The organism is uncultured Abiotrophia sp. (assembly GCF_938010525.1).
Lineage (GTDB): Bacteria > Bacillota > Bacilli > Lactobacillales > Aerococcaceae > Abiotrophia.
Genome location: NZ_CALLVK010000015.1, coordinates 68620 through 83558, shown reverse-complemented (window position 1 = coordinate 83558; position 14939 = coordinate 68620). Strand labels below are relative to the sequence as shown.

The following is a 14939-nucleotide window of genomic DNA, read 5'->3' as shown; positions in this document are numbered from 1 at the left end:
CTTGGTGTGTCTTTGTTTAGTTTTCAATGTGCTTGTTGCCACCACGTGACAACTTTTATATCTTACCACCCTGCATTGGAGAAGTCAACACTTTTTTTCGACTTTCTCAAATATTTTTTCGGATAGTTGGTCTGTCATTTTCAGACGAACATTAATATATCACGCCACTTAGTCAGAGTCAAGCCCAAATAGCAAGAAATTTTCATAAGTTACAAAATCAAAAAAAGACCGGGACAAAGTCCCAGTCTTTGATCTAGTTAGAAGCCACTTGCGCCGCCGCCACCACCGGACCCACCGGAGGAGCCACCACTGAAGCCACCACCGAAACCACCGGAGTTACTACCGGAGTAAGAGTGGTCTTGGCTATAAGCGGAAGCCGAGCTCACGTTAGATGAGATGGATTGGCTGAGCACATGGCTGTAGAGGCCTGTATTATAGTACATTGGATAGTAGGTCATACCTTCTACCAACTCTGCTTGAGTGAATTGAACCTTGAGGGCATCCAAGACCTTATCCGCTATCCCAAAGGCGATGGCATAAACGAGGTATTCTTCCCAAAGAGCTAGGGAAGCAATGTCTCGCATATTCATTTGCCCCACATCTTCTAGCATCTTGGCAAAGCCATGCCACTCTTGATAGAGTTGGTCTTCCTCTGCCGTCCGGAGTGGTCGGACAGACACGGTAATCATAAAGATCACATTAAGGACGATTTCAAAGAGGGCTAGGCCAAGTGCAATCCAGCCTACTTGTTGCAGGAAGGGATGATTGGTGGCCATAAAGCCTGCAAAGAGGGCCGCTCCACCTAAGATGACATTGAGGATAATGGCCCCAATGGCTTGGAAACGCAAGCTGTTATTCTTGTCTCGCGCCGATTCCACTAGCTGTGATCCGGCGATGCTAGCGCGGCTTTGGAAGTTTTCGTAGGCTGCCAAGCGCTTCTTGGCAAAATGCCGGTTCTTCTTCATGCGTTTTTCCAAATCTTCTAGGGTGACACTTGTTTCATCATCTGGGAAGAGGAAGGTCAAAACTGCCCGTTCGTGACCTTGAAGCGGATAGTCGGCTACCTCGTCAGTCAACTTAGTGACACGCGCGGTCATGGAACTATTGCTGAAGATGCCGCGATTTTCGCGACGTTCTTCCTCTAGCTCCAAATACCCCTTACGGGCTAAGTCAGCAACTGTTGCTGAGAAGTCATCGGGATTAGGTTCCCCACTGGACCGGAAAACAGCTGCAGTGACCACTGCTGGCGCCGTATGTGAGGGCAAGTTGTAGTTGTGGATGGGTAATTGAACCGGATTAGGATTCAACTGGCGACGTAACTTAAAGTATTTACGCCAGAGGTGAAAGGGAAGCAAGGTCATGAGGATCATAGCCCCCCACTGGACAGCACTAGTGGCATACTTCTGGCTTTCATAGGCCTTGCGGTCTGCCTCAGCTTGGGCAGCTTCCTTAGATTCAATTTCTGCCTTCATATTCTGATTGACGACATTGGTGTTGTGTGGCGTCAAGGACGTTGGGAAAATGGTATGCACTTCGACAAAGCGATTGGCTGGTGTTCCATTAGACTTAAGCATCACGACAGAACGCCCATTTTCTTGGCCCAATTCTACTGTCCCGCTTCCGGTCCCACCATGGGCCCAGGCTTTGAAACTATCCTTATCGGTAATTTGGCCTGGTGGCAGAATGACCTTGGCAGTAACGTCGGTTTTGAAGTCAACACCTTCCCCAATTAGCTTACGGTTGAATTCCGCTGTATCGGCATAGTTGGTCACGATGTGATTGAGGGTATACTCGGCCACAAAGGTTACCTTCTTATTGCTAACAGGGTAGTAAGCCTTGAAAGTTCTGATGTTACGGTTTGATTGAATGTGGAAGGTCTTAGGCTGCTTGGAGTCCAACTTATCCTCAGTGAACTCCTCTAGCTTGTTGCCATTTTCAACACCGATTTTGTAGGCCCCTAATTCAAAGCCTCCTGTATCCACCTTGAGGAGGGCACCATTCATGAAACTGGTGTCAAAGACCCATTTCTGGGTAAATTTAACATTCCCTTCAGCCGTAATTTCGGCAGTGACATCTTGATTGGTAATCTTATAAGATACTTCGGCAGCACGTATCTGGCTAATAGGTCCCGCAAGCGCGAGCACTAGGGCCATTAATGCTAACCAAAAGAATGAGCGTCGCTTCATCTTATTTTCCTCCTTTATGGTGTGGTAACAGCTGTATTAGGCTTGGTCACTACTTGGTGTTCCACTGCGTCGACCAAGACGGTACGTGTACTTGCTTCATCTTGACTATAGGTAATCTCCCAAACGGGCGTATAGACATCGAATTCTTGCAAATTAACCGTACGATAATACCCCAGGCTAATTTGCTGGATGGTCGAGCCATCCGGAATGTAGGTATCCACCCGTTTCTCTAAAAGTTTGAGCGCATCTTTGATACTAATAAGAGAGATGGGTTGATCTAAGACCTTGAAGTCGCTTTGGTAGGTCTGAGTATATTCACGCAGCTGAAAATCCGCGTTAAAGCTCAGGCGCAATTCTGACGTGCCATCAACCACAGGATAGCCATCATAGGCCACCATGTAGAAGGTTAGGGTCCGAGATTCTGGACTGAAGGACCAAACCGTATATTCTGCCCCCCGAACAAAGTATTCAGGCCGATCCAAGAAATTACGGCGAATGTCTTCTACCTGCTCCTGGGTCAAGGTCTTGCTATCGCGATCAAGTCCGAGACCCAAATCCAGTGGCTGATCAAAGGTCGATTGTAAGACTCCATTATTATAACGGGCGGTCTGACCTTGGAGCGTGCCACGTTCCTTATCTAGGACTTGGCTAGTCTCTGCCTTCACGATTGGCAATTGATAACTCTCGTTAGATAAGGTCTGGTTGATTTTAATGTTACGGTTTTTGAGCTGGGTCTCAATGCTAACATTGGTGACCTCCGCCCTATTGGTCTGTCTTACCTGCTGCTTAGTAATTAAGGTAAAGGCCAAATAAGCATCAAAGAAGATAAAGAAGACTAAGAGTAAAATCTGGGTTCGTTTAAAATCCATTATTCTTGGCCCCCTTCATTTAGGGTGTTCTCTTCAGTAAGACTTGGACTATCACTCGACACTAGGTCAGAGCTACTAGCTTCCTGGTTATTACGCAACTCACCACGATTAAGTCGGTCTAAGGAAATATAGCGCCCTTTGTACTCGACATAATACTTAGGCAGGAAGGTCACCAATTGGAAGTTCTCCATATTGGCCTGCCATTCATAGGCCACAAAAATGCGATCTAAATCCGTTGTCGCTAACCCCTGTTCATGGAGTTGGGAGACCAGACTGCTTGCTGCATCAAGCGAGGTGGATACACTCTTATCTTCTATATGAGAACGCAGGCTCAGGAAGGTCCCTGAAAAACGCGTTACCTTAGGAGATAGATTAAATTGTAAGCCTAGATAATATGGCGAAGCATCCGACATGAGCGGATAACCTTCCAAATAACGCTGGTAGTAGAGAGTATTGGTGTTGGTATTGGTCGTCAGGCGTATTCCTTGCGTCCAAATACCATATTTCCTCATTTCCGCAAAAGAATCCATGATGACTTGGTCGCGATTGACAGCATTGCGGTTCTGGCTAGCTTCACTTCGCGCAGTATAGACATGACTATCAGAGTTGACATCTAGTTCCAAGTCCAAGGTCTTGTATTTTTTCTCCCCACTCTCACCGCTATCCGTAATGGAGTAGTTGTCCGAACCGAAGAAGAGACCAATCAGATTGGCTTCTGATTCTTTCTTGAGGGTATAGACCTGACTTGGCAGACTAAAGGCTTCCGTCCGAATCAAGGCCTTGCCCTTGGCCAAAGGCACTTGGGACATGGCGGTCCAAGAAGTGACATCCTGGGTCACGGTCTGATAGAGGCTAGCAAAGTCCCAACCATTGAGGGGCACCCGCACATAGGTCTCATCTACCTGATTGACTAAGTAGAGGGCTTGGGGCTCCTCTTTCAAAAGCCAAATTTGATCAGCTTCAAAATCGAGTGGCGGGCCATCTTTGGACTTGAACCATTGTCCCCACAGAGAGACCGGCAAGCGGTCAGCAAAACGCAGAATCAAACGAGGACTGGTCGACATGCTGGCAAAAGTTGTTGAAGACTCTACCACACCAAAGTCGCCCCCGAGTTCGCTAGGCGTCTGAGCTAAGGCCGCTGTCACCTGCTCCAGATGGCTAGGGTCAGCTTCCCAGTACCCCCCTGCCTCATAGGCATCTAGGGCTACGGGTGCTAGCACATCGCTTAATTTCATGCCAGCTACTTGGCGATTGAGACTGTCCACTTGCTCATTACGAACGGTTTGTTGTGGCGTTTGCGAATTAGCACCATAGAGAAAATCAGGGTTGGTTAGAAGCAACCAAGAAAGGACCCCGCTGGTGAGGACGGCCAGAATTAAGGTAATAGGAATAAAGAGACGGCGAATCATCAATCATCCCACCCTTCATCATCAAAATCCATCTGCAGATATGGGAGGTCAAAACCAAAGGTCGAACCCTTGCCTTCCACACTGGTCGCCCAGATTTTCCCACCATGCAGTTCAATGATTTCCTTGGAAATAGCCAAGCCAAGCCCTGTCCCCCCTTGCTCACGCGACCGTGCCTTGTCGACACGGTAGAAGCGTTGGAAGAGATGTGGGATATCCTTCTGCGGAATCCCTAGCCCCTGGTCCTTGATGGACAAGTGGACATGGGAATGGGAGTCTTCAATCTTAACGACGATGACGCCCCCATCCGGAGAATACTTGATGGCATTGTTTAAAATATTATCAATCACTTGGGTCACGCGGTCCTGGTCAATTTCCAGATAGATTTCCCGCGAGGTGAAATCCCGCTCAAGTTTAAATTTCTTCTGGTCAGGATTCTGTTCCAGCATAAATTCAAAGCGGTCCAGAATGTGACTGACCATGCGCTTAAAGTCAATGTATTCTAGGTTGAGTTTATATTGACCCTCATGAATCTTGGATAGATCTAGCAGGTTACCAATCATCCGCATCATACGGTCGGTCTCCAACTGAATAACATTGAGGAATTGAGGTGCAATGACCTTGTCCTGCCAAGCCCCTTCGCGCAGGGCTTCGGTATAGGACTTAATGGAAGTCAAAGGCGTCCGCAATTCGTGGGAGACGTTGGATACAAAGTCCCGACGTTCTTGCTCGGTCTTCTCTTGTTCGGTAACGTCTGTTAAGACACAGACCACCCCGGTAACGAAGCCGGTCTCACGGCGAATAACTGAGAATTCTCCCTTGAGGATGGAATATTCCCCGTGGTCTACCCAATCCATGAGGATTTCCCGGTCATCACCTAGCAAGTCGGTCAAGGTATATTGATCCTTGAGCCGCAAGAGGCGAATAATGGAAATCCCGATGGCGGATTGTTGGTCGATACCCAAGAGTTGCAGGGCGCGCTCATTAACCAGCAGGACATTACCACGCCGGTCGGTCGCAATCACCCCGTCGGTCATATAACGGAGAATCCCGTCCAAACGTTGACGTTCGGATTCAATCAATTCTTGGGAGTCCTTAACCTTAACCGATAATTCATTAAGGGTCTTGGCCAGTTCGCCCAACTCGTCATTCCCAAAAATCTTGGCCGGATAGTTATAAATCCCTTCTGAAATCCGCAGGGCTTGTTGGCGCATGTTTTCAATGGGTAGGGTTAAGCCTTGGGAGAGCACTAAAGCTAGGATAAAGCTCCCCACAATGGCGATAACTGCTGATTGGATGAAGACACTCATGACACTCTGGGTCTGCTCATAGACCCGGTTCATATTGGCCGTCACCCGGACAGCTCCTACCACCGTATTATTCGACTGACTCAAGATAGGCTTAATCGTGGTGTAGGTATGACGCTTGTTATTGACATCATACTCTGAAAACTTAGAAGAGCGTTGGCTAACCAACGCTTCCCTCACATTATTATCATTGGTCTTAGCCAGTGCTTCTGACTGGTCCAAGGCGTTATTTGACGCAATAATCCCATCCTTAGTGTTGATGATTTGGATACGGGTCAAATTACTATTTGAGAAGGTATCAATGACCTGAGTCAGACGGGCGCGTTCATCCGTCTCACTCAAGCGTTCTTCTAAGATTGGCGTCACATTGTTAACCAAGAACTCTACCTGGGTATCGATCTGATCCTGGTAGTTCTTAAGCGTACGGCTCTCGTATTGGTTAACGAAGTAGACCCCCACGAATTGGAAAGCAATCAGCAGAATAATAATGATTTGAATCGGAATTTTAAAATGGATCGATTGAAATAATCGTCTGATTCGCTTCATATGCTAGAACTTCCTATTCTTGATCTGGATTCTTCAAGAGGTAGCCGACCCCACGACGAGTCACAATATAAGTTGGGTGGCTTGGAATATCTTCAATTTTCTCCCGCAGACGACGGATAGTCACGTCGACCGTCCGCACATCCCCGAAGTAATCATAGTCCCAAACAGTCTCAAGGAGATGTTCCCGGGTCATGACTTGGCCAATGTGGCGGGCTAGGTAGTGGAGTAATTCGAACTCACGGTGGGTCAGTTCAATTTCTTCCCCGTGCTTGGAGATAATGTAGGCATCTTGGTGAATAACCAAATCCCCTACTACAATCTCGTTTTTGTTGACTTCTTGTGGCTCAGGTTCCTTGACTAGATTGCGGCGTAAGTTGGCCTTAACGCGGGCAATGAGTTCACGGTTAGAGAATGGCTTGGTGACATAGTCATCTGCCCCTAACTCTAAACCTAAGACCTTGTCAATCTCTGAATCTTTGGCGGTTAACATGATCACTGGGACAGCGGATTGTTTGCGAATTTCACGACAAACTTCCAAACCGTCCATCTTTGGTAGCATGAGGTCTAAAATCACTAAGTCTGGTTGACTCTTCTCGAATACCTCTAATGCTTGTTCACCATCATAAGCTTTTTCAATGGCATAGCCTTCGTTTTCTAAGTTAAAAGAAATAATATCAGAGATTGGCTTTTCATCATCTACGACTAGAATCTTTTTCATATGGTTCATCCTTTCTCATGACGTTCTAGGTTCAAATGGGTGAGCCTTCCCCTTAAGGTCTCACTCCTTTATTATAGCGGGTTTTGCGGGAATATTAAAGCCCTTACGCTCAAGTTTTCTACTTATGTCAAAGCTTGCTCGGACTTGTAATCTAATAGACAAGTATTTGAAAAGAAACCTTAAACAAAAGGTAGGGCCTTTTGTTTAAGGTTTCCAAATTAAAGGCGTTCAATCATTAGAAGATAATAACTGGCATCCCGACTTCCACTAATTGGTAAACTTCTGCCATGGTACCTGGTGGCGTGTTGATACAGCCTAAAGAACCATTAGACAGGTAGGCTTCGCCCCCGAAGGAAGCTTGCCAGTTGGCATCATGAATCCCTTGGCCAGTGTCATCAAATGGAATCCAGTAATCAACCGGTTGTTGATATTCCTTCTGAGTATGTGGGTTGTAACCCTTGAGGGTTGAAGGAGACTCCTTATTCCAAGAAGCGTAGGCCCCGGGGATAGTGGTCGTCCCAGGGCGACCGGTTACGACTGGTGTTTCCAGTACCTTCTTACCATCCTTGTAAATAAACATCATTTGGTGGGCAATGTCGACTTCGACATAGCTTGGACCGATATCATTTTCCTTGTCGGCATAACCCGTCCCAACAACCGTTGGTTCACGCTTGATGCTACCACCCTTGTTAAGGTCTGCTACAATCTTCTCTGCCTCTGCCTCAGAGTCAATGGACCAACCTAGGGTCCCTGGTTGCACATCGACCACCCCAGACAAGGTTGAAGCAAATTTACGGGTCTTATTGATGGTCGCGTATTTGGTGTTGAGTTCCTTGACATAGTCTTGGACCTTGCTTTGGTCTACTACCAAATTGTTAGATTCATCAAATTGAATCCAGTCATTTATTTTATCTTTAGGAATAACTTCTTCCTTGCCTGAGATAGTCAAGGTAATTTTGGTATCCGCAACCTTGTTAATCTGATCCATGACTTGGGTAATCTTAGGATCGTCACTCTTGATTTTTGGCTCTTGGTAGGCCGAATTAATCTCAACCGAGGTGTTGCCTGCTTGTACTTGAGAGACAATCAGCTCCTTGACCTTGGCTACGTCTAATTGGTTACCGTCCTTTTCAGGGGTTACGTGATAACCTTGTCCGTTAGAATACTCGATCTTAGCATCTTGGGCCGCTGTCCGGTTTTGGTTGTTCAAGCCAAAGCCATCCAGGGTCTTGCTTAGGTTTTCATCGTTAAAGGCCACGTGATTGAGCAAGACATTCTTATATTCGGTGGTGTTGAAGAAGCTGCCTACCCAACCGGTTGGGTCTTGTGAATTATAAGCTGATTCCAAAGCCTTGTTGGCATCTACTTGGACACCTGCTTGTTCTAAGGTAAAGCGCCCTACTTCTTTGCCGTTCTCTAGAATGGTCACTTCCTTCTGGTTAAGGTCCTTGCCAATCTTATCCTCCGCTTCCGCTAAGGTTAAGTTGGAAATATCCAAGGAGCCAAATTTAGTATTGGCCTGGAATTTCTGGGCGTAAAAGCCTACACCGGCACTATAGCCCAAACCAACTAACAGTAAAACTGTTGTCGAGCCAATGATTAATCCTTTTTTCATGATTTCTCGTCCTCACTTTTTCTCTTATTCAAATACAGATTTTAGCATCGAATTGTGAATTTTCTTTGACCCTTCCATTAATTATTCTATATGATTTTGTTTCTTTTGTAATATGAGGGTCTCAATGGCATGTGAAACGCCATCTTCTTCATTGGTTAAAGTCACAAAGTCAGCCTTGGCTTTGAGGTCGTCTGAGGCATTGCCCATGGCTACCGCACAGCCGGCAAAATCTAACATCTCGGCATCATTAGCCGCATCGCCTAGAGCCATGACTTGCTCAGGACGCAGACCTAAGTGACGGGCCAACTGGTCTAATCCACTAGCCTTAGAAACACCAACCGGCAGAAATTCTAGGATAACCTTCTGGCTCCGCACCATGGACAGAGCTTGCCAGTCGGTCGCTTCAATGGTTGGAATCCAAGCATCCAAGACTGCTTCCGGCGCCAGAATCATGGCCTTATTGAGTTGGCTATCGACCAGGAAGTCTTCTTGGGAGATTGGTGTCACGTCTGTTTTAAGAAACTGGGCGTCGCGGGCAACCAAAGCATTAGGCGTTGGATCCCCTACTAGGTAGATATGGTCGCGGTCAAAGGCCACCAACTGAGCACCCTGGTCCTTGAGGGGCGCCACTAGTTCCAGTGCCCGTTGCCGCGCCGCTTGGGTCAAGAAGCGTTGGAAGACCGATTGGAAAGGCGCCTGAGCCGACAAGGTTTGCGCCCCATTTTGCAGAATCATAAAGTCCGACTCGCTTAAGAAAGGCAGCTCTGGCACATAGAAGTCCACCCCTGGTAGGGTCCGGCCGGTACAGATAACAATCTTAATGCCGGCCTCATGCGCCCGAGCCAGGGTCGCGACGTTGGTGGCACTAATGGTTTTTTGGTTGGTCAGGAGGGTGCCATCTAGGTCAATGGCAATTAAGCCAATATCCTGAGCTAGTTCTTGGCCAGATTCCTTGCTGTCTTCTATTTGTTCGGCGGCCATTTGTTGGAACTCGTTAAGGGCAGGCGCCGCCGCTTGGCGTTTGGACTCGGCTTTTGCTGCTACTTGTTGGCACCAGGTCTTATCCCATTGGGTGGCTAGGAAGTCTTCTACCTCTATTTCCTTTTCCTTGCGAACCATGAGCAGTCCATCGCCTAAGGGTAGGAGGCAGGCCCGTTGATCTTGATCGGTCAAGACGGCTTGGAAGAGCTCATTGAGCTTGCGATGAATCTTGCGCACGCGCTTAGGCCGTGTGTCTAAGGCATCCATGATGGTGCCCGCTTGCAGGACATCATCAATGAGCAAGACGCCCCCCATCTTAAGCAGACGCATGCAGTAAGGATAGAACTCCAGGTACTTAGCCTTGGCGCTATCCATAAAAATCAGATCATAGTGATTAGCCGGTAAGCTAGGCAGAATATCAGCCGCATCCCCTTCTAGGACTGTCACCTTATCCGCCAGACCGGCCTGCTCAAAATTGGACTTAGCCCGTTCAAACATGAGGGCGTAGCGGTCAATCGTGGTTAAGTGGCCGTCAGATGCTAGGTGTTGAGCCATGAGACTAGCCGAAAAGCCAATGGCGGTCCCGATTTCCAGGATTTGTTGAGGCTGAGTAGCGGCACAGAAAAAGTCCAAGAACTTGGCTGTTTCGTGAGGGACCACCGGAATCCCATTGGCATTGGCAAAGGCCTCCAACTGACCTACGACTCCTTCAAAAGGGAGTTGCCCCTCCCGCATCAAGTCGATTATTTTCTGCATGACCACTGGCCGGTGCATCATCTCATTCAACATAGTCCTGTCTCCTTCTCCTGACTTATTCACTGTCTATTATAATGGAAAAGACTTAAAAGCAAAAGACCCAGCCCCTCTCATCAAACTTTTAGGCCTGGATTTGGTGCGAGAAGGAACCTTTTGGGGTATTTATATAAGAAGGAGGAAGTGCTATGTACCATCAAGAGGCAAGATTTTATCAGCTGGTCAAGCAAAGAGGCCACTTATCCCAGGAGGACGAGACAGACTACCTGCGCCTCCTGACTGGCCTAGAGGGCGAGGCACGGCTTGCCCAAGTGATTCAAGACCTGGGGCTGTCTACTTTTTATCTGACTGATTTGTGGATTCCCCTGGGAAAGGGCGCGCAAATCGACGGGCTTTTGCTGGTGCCCCAGGGGCTCTATCTAGTAGAGATCAAGCATTATGGCGGGCATTTTTTCTATCAGGGATTTACCTCCAGACTCAACGGGCGCCCTTATCATCATGACTTGCTAGGGCAAGTGGCCCGAGCCCAGAGCTTGTTGCAGCAATTTCTTAGGAGCCAGCAATTAGACTGCCAGCTAGTGTCCAAGCTGATTTTCAGTCAAGACCATTTGCAGGTCGAAGGCTTAGATCCGGAGCAATACATGCTGTGGCCACAGGCGCTGGCATGGCTTCAGGGGCTGACCGACCAGAAGGCAGGTCAGCCTTGCAGTCGGCGCCAGCAGTTACTCTTGGATTTACTGAAACCACTCCAGCATGCTAGCCCCTATCGGCCGCGCCAACTGACCTCCATCGAGCGCCAAACTCTGCTAAGCGGCATTGGCTGCCCCCGGTGTTTGCGGCTGGGCATGACCTGCAGTCGTTATAAGGTTTCCTGCCCGCATTGCGGCTTTCGGGAAGATAAGGCAACCGCCTGTTTGCGCAGCGCCTGTGAGTGGGCTTTGTTAAATCATGACCTGCCACTGCGTCGCTCGGCAATTTCCAACTATATGGGAAGCAAGCAATTGGACCGCACCCTACAACGCCAACTAGCTCAATACTTCCACCCACTCCATAAAGGCCACCACGCCTGCTACCAAAATGACTACGCCACCGTTTATCAGTGCCTGTCTCAGTATGATGGAGTCTAGCATGTGGGAGCCACGTCGCGTTGGAGGCCCATCACGACATGGCGGTTTCCCAATGCGACGTGGCGCGCTCGTTTTGCTCTCTTTTGGGGGGATTCGGACTATTTGGGCTCGAGCCACGTCGCGTTGGAGGCTCAACGCGACATGGCGACCTCCCAATGCGACCTGGCGCACACGTTTTGCCCTCTTTTGGGGGGATTTGGACCCTTTGGGCTCGTGCCACGTCGCGTTGGAGGGCCAACGCGACATGGCGGATTCCCAATGCGACGTGGCGCGCTCGTTTTGCCCTCTTTTGGGGAGATTTGGACCTTTTGTGTTTGAGCCACGTCGCGTTGGAGGCCCAACGCGACATGGCGACCTCCCAATGCGACGTGGTGCACTCGTTTTGCTCTCTTTTGGGCGGATTCGGACTCTTTGGGCTCGTGCCACGTCGCGTTGAAGGCCCATCACGACATGGCGCGCTCGTTTTACTCCCTTTTGGGCGAATTCGGACCCTTGGGGCTCGTGCCACGTCGCGTTGAAGGCCCATCACGACATGGCGGGGGCCCAATACGACGTGGAGCGCTCGTTTTACTCCCTTTTGGGCGGATTCGGACCCTTGGAGCTCGTGCCACGTCGCGTTGGAGGTCCAACACGACATGGCGGATTCCCAATGCGACATGGCGCGCCTTTGTCTGGGCACTTCAACAAAAAAGCCACCTCCGAGCTAAGTCAGAGGTGGCAGGCCTTTTTCTTATTTAGTTTCTTGTTTGCTTAACTTGTCAGCTAGGCCACTAGTACGTAGACCCCATTTGATGAGTTCGACTAGCACGATGATGCTGAAGGACACAGCTAACACCAAGCCCCATTGTGGCAAGGTAGGTGCGGTCACGTCGAAGAAGTCGTTAATGCCTGGAATAACGATAACGCCTAGCAACATGACAGCCGACAAGAGGGCTGCGCCGTTAAGGAACTTGTTATCGAAGGCTTTCCCTGTGAAGAGAGAGGTGAAGACATACTTGACGTTGAAAGCATGGAAGAGTTGAATCAAACCTAAGGTCGCAAAGGCCATGGTTTCGGCCAAGTTTTCTTGGTGGTACCATTGACCAGCTAACCAGTAGATGAAGAGGGTCAAGGCACTTTCCAAGACCCCTTGGTAGAGGATACTTGGCAAGATGCCGTTAGATAAGAAGCTAGACTCCTTGGTCCGTGGCGGACGATTCATCACATCTGGCTCAGCTTTTTCCATCCCCAAAGCGATGGCTGGGAAGACGTCTGTCACTAAGTTTATCCATAAGATATGAACAGGTTGCAAGATGGTCCAGCCTAATAAGGTGGCTACGAAGAGGGTAATGACCTCACCCAAGTTAGCTGACAAGAGATATTGGACAGCCTTCTGGATGTTGGCGAAGACCTTACGCCCTTCTTCAACTGCCACAACGATAGTTTCAAAATTATCGTCAGCTAGGACCATATCAGAGGCACCCTTGGACACTTCGGTCCCGGTAATCCCCATGCCGACCCCGATATCTGCTTGCTTAAGGGAAGGCGCATCGTTGACTCCGTCCCCGGTCATGGACACTGTCTTACCTTTAGACTGCCAAGCCTTGATAATGCGAACCTTGTGCTCAGGTGATACACGGGCGTAGACTGACAAGTCTTGAACACGCGCTTCTAATTCCTGATCAGAAATCGCATCGAGTTCGGCCCCAGTCATGACGTGATGGTGGTTGTCTTCGTTTGGATTCAAGATACCTAGACGTTCCGCAATAGCTTGCGCGGTTTCAGCGTGGTCACCGGTAATCATGACGGTCCGCATGCCGGCCCCTTTGGCTACAGCAATAGCATCCGCGGCTTCTTGACGCTCAGGGTCAATCATACCGACCAAACCAGCAAAGATTAAGTCATGCTCTAATTCCTCAGACTCGAACTTGCTAGGCAATTGATCAATAATCTTATAAGCTCCTGCCAAGACACGCAAGGCCTGACGCGCCATACCTGTATTCTCGGTCAAGATGGCTTGGCGATCAGCATCGGTCAAGTCGGTCACTTGGCCACCAAAGTCCTTATGAAGGCAGCGTTTGAGCAATTGGTCTGGCGCCCCTTTGGTGGCTACCAGGTAGCGACCATCCGCTAGCGGGTGGACTGTGGTCATCAATTTACGGGTAGAGTCAAATGGAATCTCGCCCACCCGTGGGAAGCTAGCCAAGCGCTCGGCCAAAGGATAGCCCTTGTCTAAAGCAAACTTAACCATGGCAGTTTCGGTTGGATCCCCGATCAAGTTACCTTCGGCGTCCACTTCCGTGTCGTTAGCCAAAACAATGGAACGTAAGAGCGGTAAATCTAGATCTAAGTCTTCAGAGGCATTGTGGAGAACCCCATCATAGTAGGCTTTTTCAATGGTCATCTTATTAAGGGTCAAGGTCCCTGTCTTATCGGAACAGATAATTTGGGTTCCACCCAAGGTCTCAACGGCAGGCAAGGTCCGAACCAGGGCCTTACGGTCTGCCATGGTCTGGGTCCCGATGGAGAGGATAATGGTTGAAATGGCTGGCAAGCCTTCAGGGATGGCAGCCACGGCCAAGGAAATAGACACTAAGAGCATGTCGGTAATCTGACGGCCACGCAACAAGCCAACGATGAAGGTCACAGCCGCAATGACTAAGATCATAATGGTTAAGGTCTTACCCAAACGGTCTTGGTCGCGTTGCAATGGGGTCTTGGTTTTCTCTGCGCTGGCTAACATGCTGGCGATATGGCCGACTTCGGTATTCATCCCAGTTGCTGTTACAATGGCTAAGGCACGACCGTAAGTCACATTGGTGCTAGAGAAGACCATGTTATGGCGGTCCCCAATCCCGGCCCCTTCTTCTGCAATGACGCTGATGTCCTTATCAACTGGCACCGATTCCCCAGTCAAGGCTGCTTCTTCAACCTTGAGTGAGTTGGCTTCAATCAAACGCATATCCGCTGGTACAATATCTCCAGCTTCCAATAAGACGATGTCGCCCGGCACCAAGTCATGCGATTTAACGGTCATAACATTGCCATCACGGCGAACGCGAGCGTCAGGTGAGGCCATTTCCTTGAGGGCGTCAATGGCTTCTTCAGCCTTGGCTTCTTGGACTACCCCCATAATGGCGTTAAGCACCACCACTAGGAGAATGATGACCGCGTCGTGCCACTCATGGCTAGCCACGAAGGAGACAGCCGCCGCAATCAAGAGGATGATAATCATGAAGTCCTTGAATTGCTCAATAAACTTCTGCAAGAGGGTTGAATGAGCTTCGGCCTTGAGTTCATTTGGGCCGAACTCTTCCAAGCGTTTCGCAGCCACTGCAGCTGTCAAGCCCGTCTCAACATGGCTTTCTAAGCTGTCAATAAGGGCTTGCGCCTCTTGGTTATAGGCTGATAATTTTGTTGACATAGTAACCTCCTATTTGATCCATTCCTTC

9 protein-coding genes are annotated in these 14939 nt (G+C 49.0%); 1 reads left to right on the top strand and 8 read right to left on the bottom strand.

Annotation, left to right across the window (positions count from 1 at the left end):
• Positions 1–257 precede the first annotated feature (257 nt).
• From Q0339_RS03085 to Q0339_RS09095, 7 genes are all read right to left on the bottom strand, one after another.
• Positions 258–2186 carry a DUF2207 domain-containing protein gene (locus Q0339_RS03085; RefSeq protein ID WP_298077327.1) on the bottom strand — a complete coding sequence of 643 codons (1929 nt, stop codon included), beginning with the start codon at positions 2184–2186 and terminating at the stop codon, positions 258–260.
• Between the two features lie 14 nt (positions 2187–2200).
• Positions 2201–3055, bottom strand: coding sequence for a two-component system regulatory protein YycI (yycI, locus tag Q0339_RS03080; protein ID WP_298077325.1), 855 nt, complete (start codon positions 3053–3055; stop codon positions 2201–2203).
• Entirely contained in the window at positions 3055–4464 is a 1410-nt protein-coding gene (yycH, locus tag Q0339_RS03075; RefSeq protein ID WP_298077324.1) for a two-component system activity regulator YycH, read from the bottom strand. The genes yycI and yycH overlap by 1 nt, the downstream gene beginning before the upstream one ends.
• On the bottom strand, positions 4464–6314 hold the full coding sequence (gene walK / locus Q0339_RS03070; RefSeq protein ID WP_298077323.1) for a cell wall metabolism sensor histidine kinase WalK: 1851 nt from the start codon (positions 6312–6314) through the stop codon (positions 4464–4466). Before walK ends, yycH begins: the two co-directional genes overlap by 1 nt.
• Before the next feature lie 13 nt (positions 6315–6327).
• A complete protein-coding gene (gene yycF / locus Q0339_RS03065) occupies positions 6328–7032 on the bottom strand; it encodes a response regulator YycF (protein ID WP_070756843.1) in 705 nt (234 codons plus the stop codon).
• A 235-nt stretch (positions 7033–7267) separates the two neighbouring features.
• Positions 7268–8647: a L,D-transpeptidase family protein gene (locus tag Q0339_RS03060; RefSeq protein WP_298077321.1), complete on the bottom strand. Its 1380-nt coding sequence runs from the start codon at positions 8645–8647 to the stop codon at positions 7268–7270.
• An 81-nt stretch (positions 8648–8728) separates the two neighbouring features.
• A complete protein-coding gene (locus tag Q0339_RS09095; RefSeq protein WP_366517271.1) occupies positions 8729–10417 on the bottom strand; it encodes a Cof-type HAD-IIB family hydrolase in 1689 nt (562 codons plus the stop codon).
• 152 nt (positions 10418–10569) lie between these two features.
• Between Q0339_RS09095 and Q0339_RS03045 the strand changes: the two genes are divergently transcribed.
• On the top strand, positions 10570–11508 hold the full coding sequence (locus Q0339_RS03045; protein WP_298077320.1) for a nuclease-related domain-containing protein: 939 nt from the start codon (positions 10570–10572) through the stop codon (positions 11506–11508).
• A 730-nt stretch (positions 11509–12238) separates the two neighbouring features.
• Here the strand turns inward: Q0339_RS03045 and Q0339_RS03040 are convergent.
• Complete coding sequence (locus tag Q0339_RS03040) at positions 12239–14911, bottom strand: cation-translocating P-type ATPase (protein WP_298077319.1); 2673 nt, start codon at positions 14909–14911, stop codon at positions 12239–12241.
• Positions 14912–14939 lie beyond the last annotated feature (28 nt).

Excerpts from the sequence above, each read along its gene's own strand:
- yycH (WP_298077324.1), bottom strand. The coding sequence starts at position 4,464 with ATGATTCGCCGTCTCTTTATTCCTATTACCTTAATTCTGGCCGTCCTC.
- Q0339_RS03040 (WP_298077319.1), bottom strand. The coding sequence starts at position 14,911 with ATGTCAACAAAATTATCAGCCTATAACCAAGAGGCGCAAGCCCTTATT.
- yycF (WP_070756843.1), bottom strand. The coding sequence starts at position 7,032 with ATGAAAAAGATTCTAGTCGTAGATGATGAAAAGCCAATCTCTGATATT.
- Q0339_RS03045 (WP_298077320.1), top strand. The coding sequence starts at position 10,570 with ATGTACCATCAAGAGGCAAGATTTTATCAGCTGGTCAAGCAAAGAGGC.
- yycI (WP_298077325.1), bottom strand. The coding sequence starts at position 3,055 with ATGGATTTTAAACGAACCCAGATTTTACTCTTAGTCTTCTTTATCTTC.
- walK (WP_298077323.1), bottom strand. The coding sequence starts at position 6,314 with ATGAAGCGAATCAGACGATTATTTCAATCGATCCATTTTAAAATTCCG.
- Q0339_RS09095 (WP_366517271.1), bottom strand. The coding sequence starts at position 10,417 with ATGTTGAATGAGATGATGCACCGGCCAGTGGTCATGCAGAAAATAATC.
- Q0339_RS03085 (WP_298077327.1), bottom strand. The coding sequence starts at position 2,186 with ATGAAGCGACGCTCATTCTTTTGGTTAGCATTAATGGCCCTAGTGCTC.
- Q0339_RS03060 (WP_298077321.1), bottom strand. The coding sequence starts at position 8,647 with ATGAAAAAAGGATTAATCATTGGCTCGACAACAGTTTTACTGTTAGTT.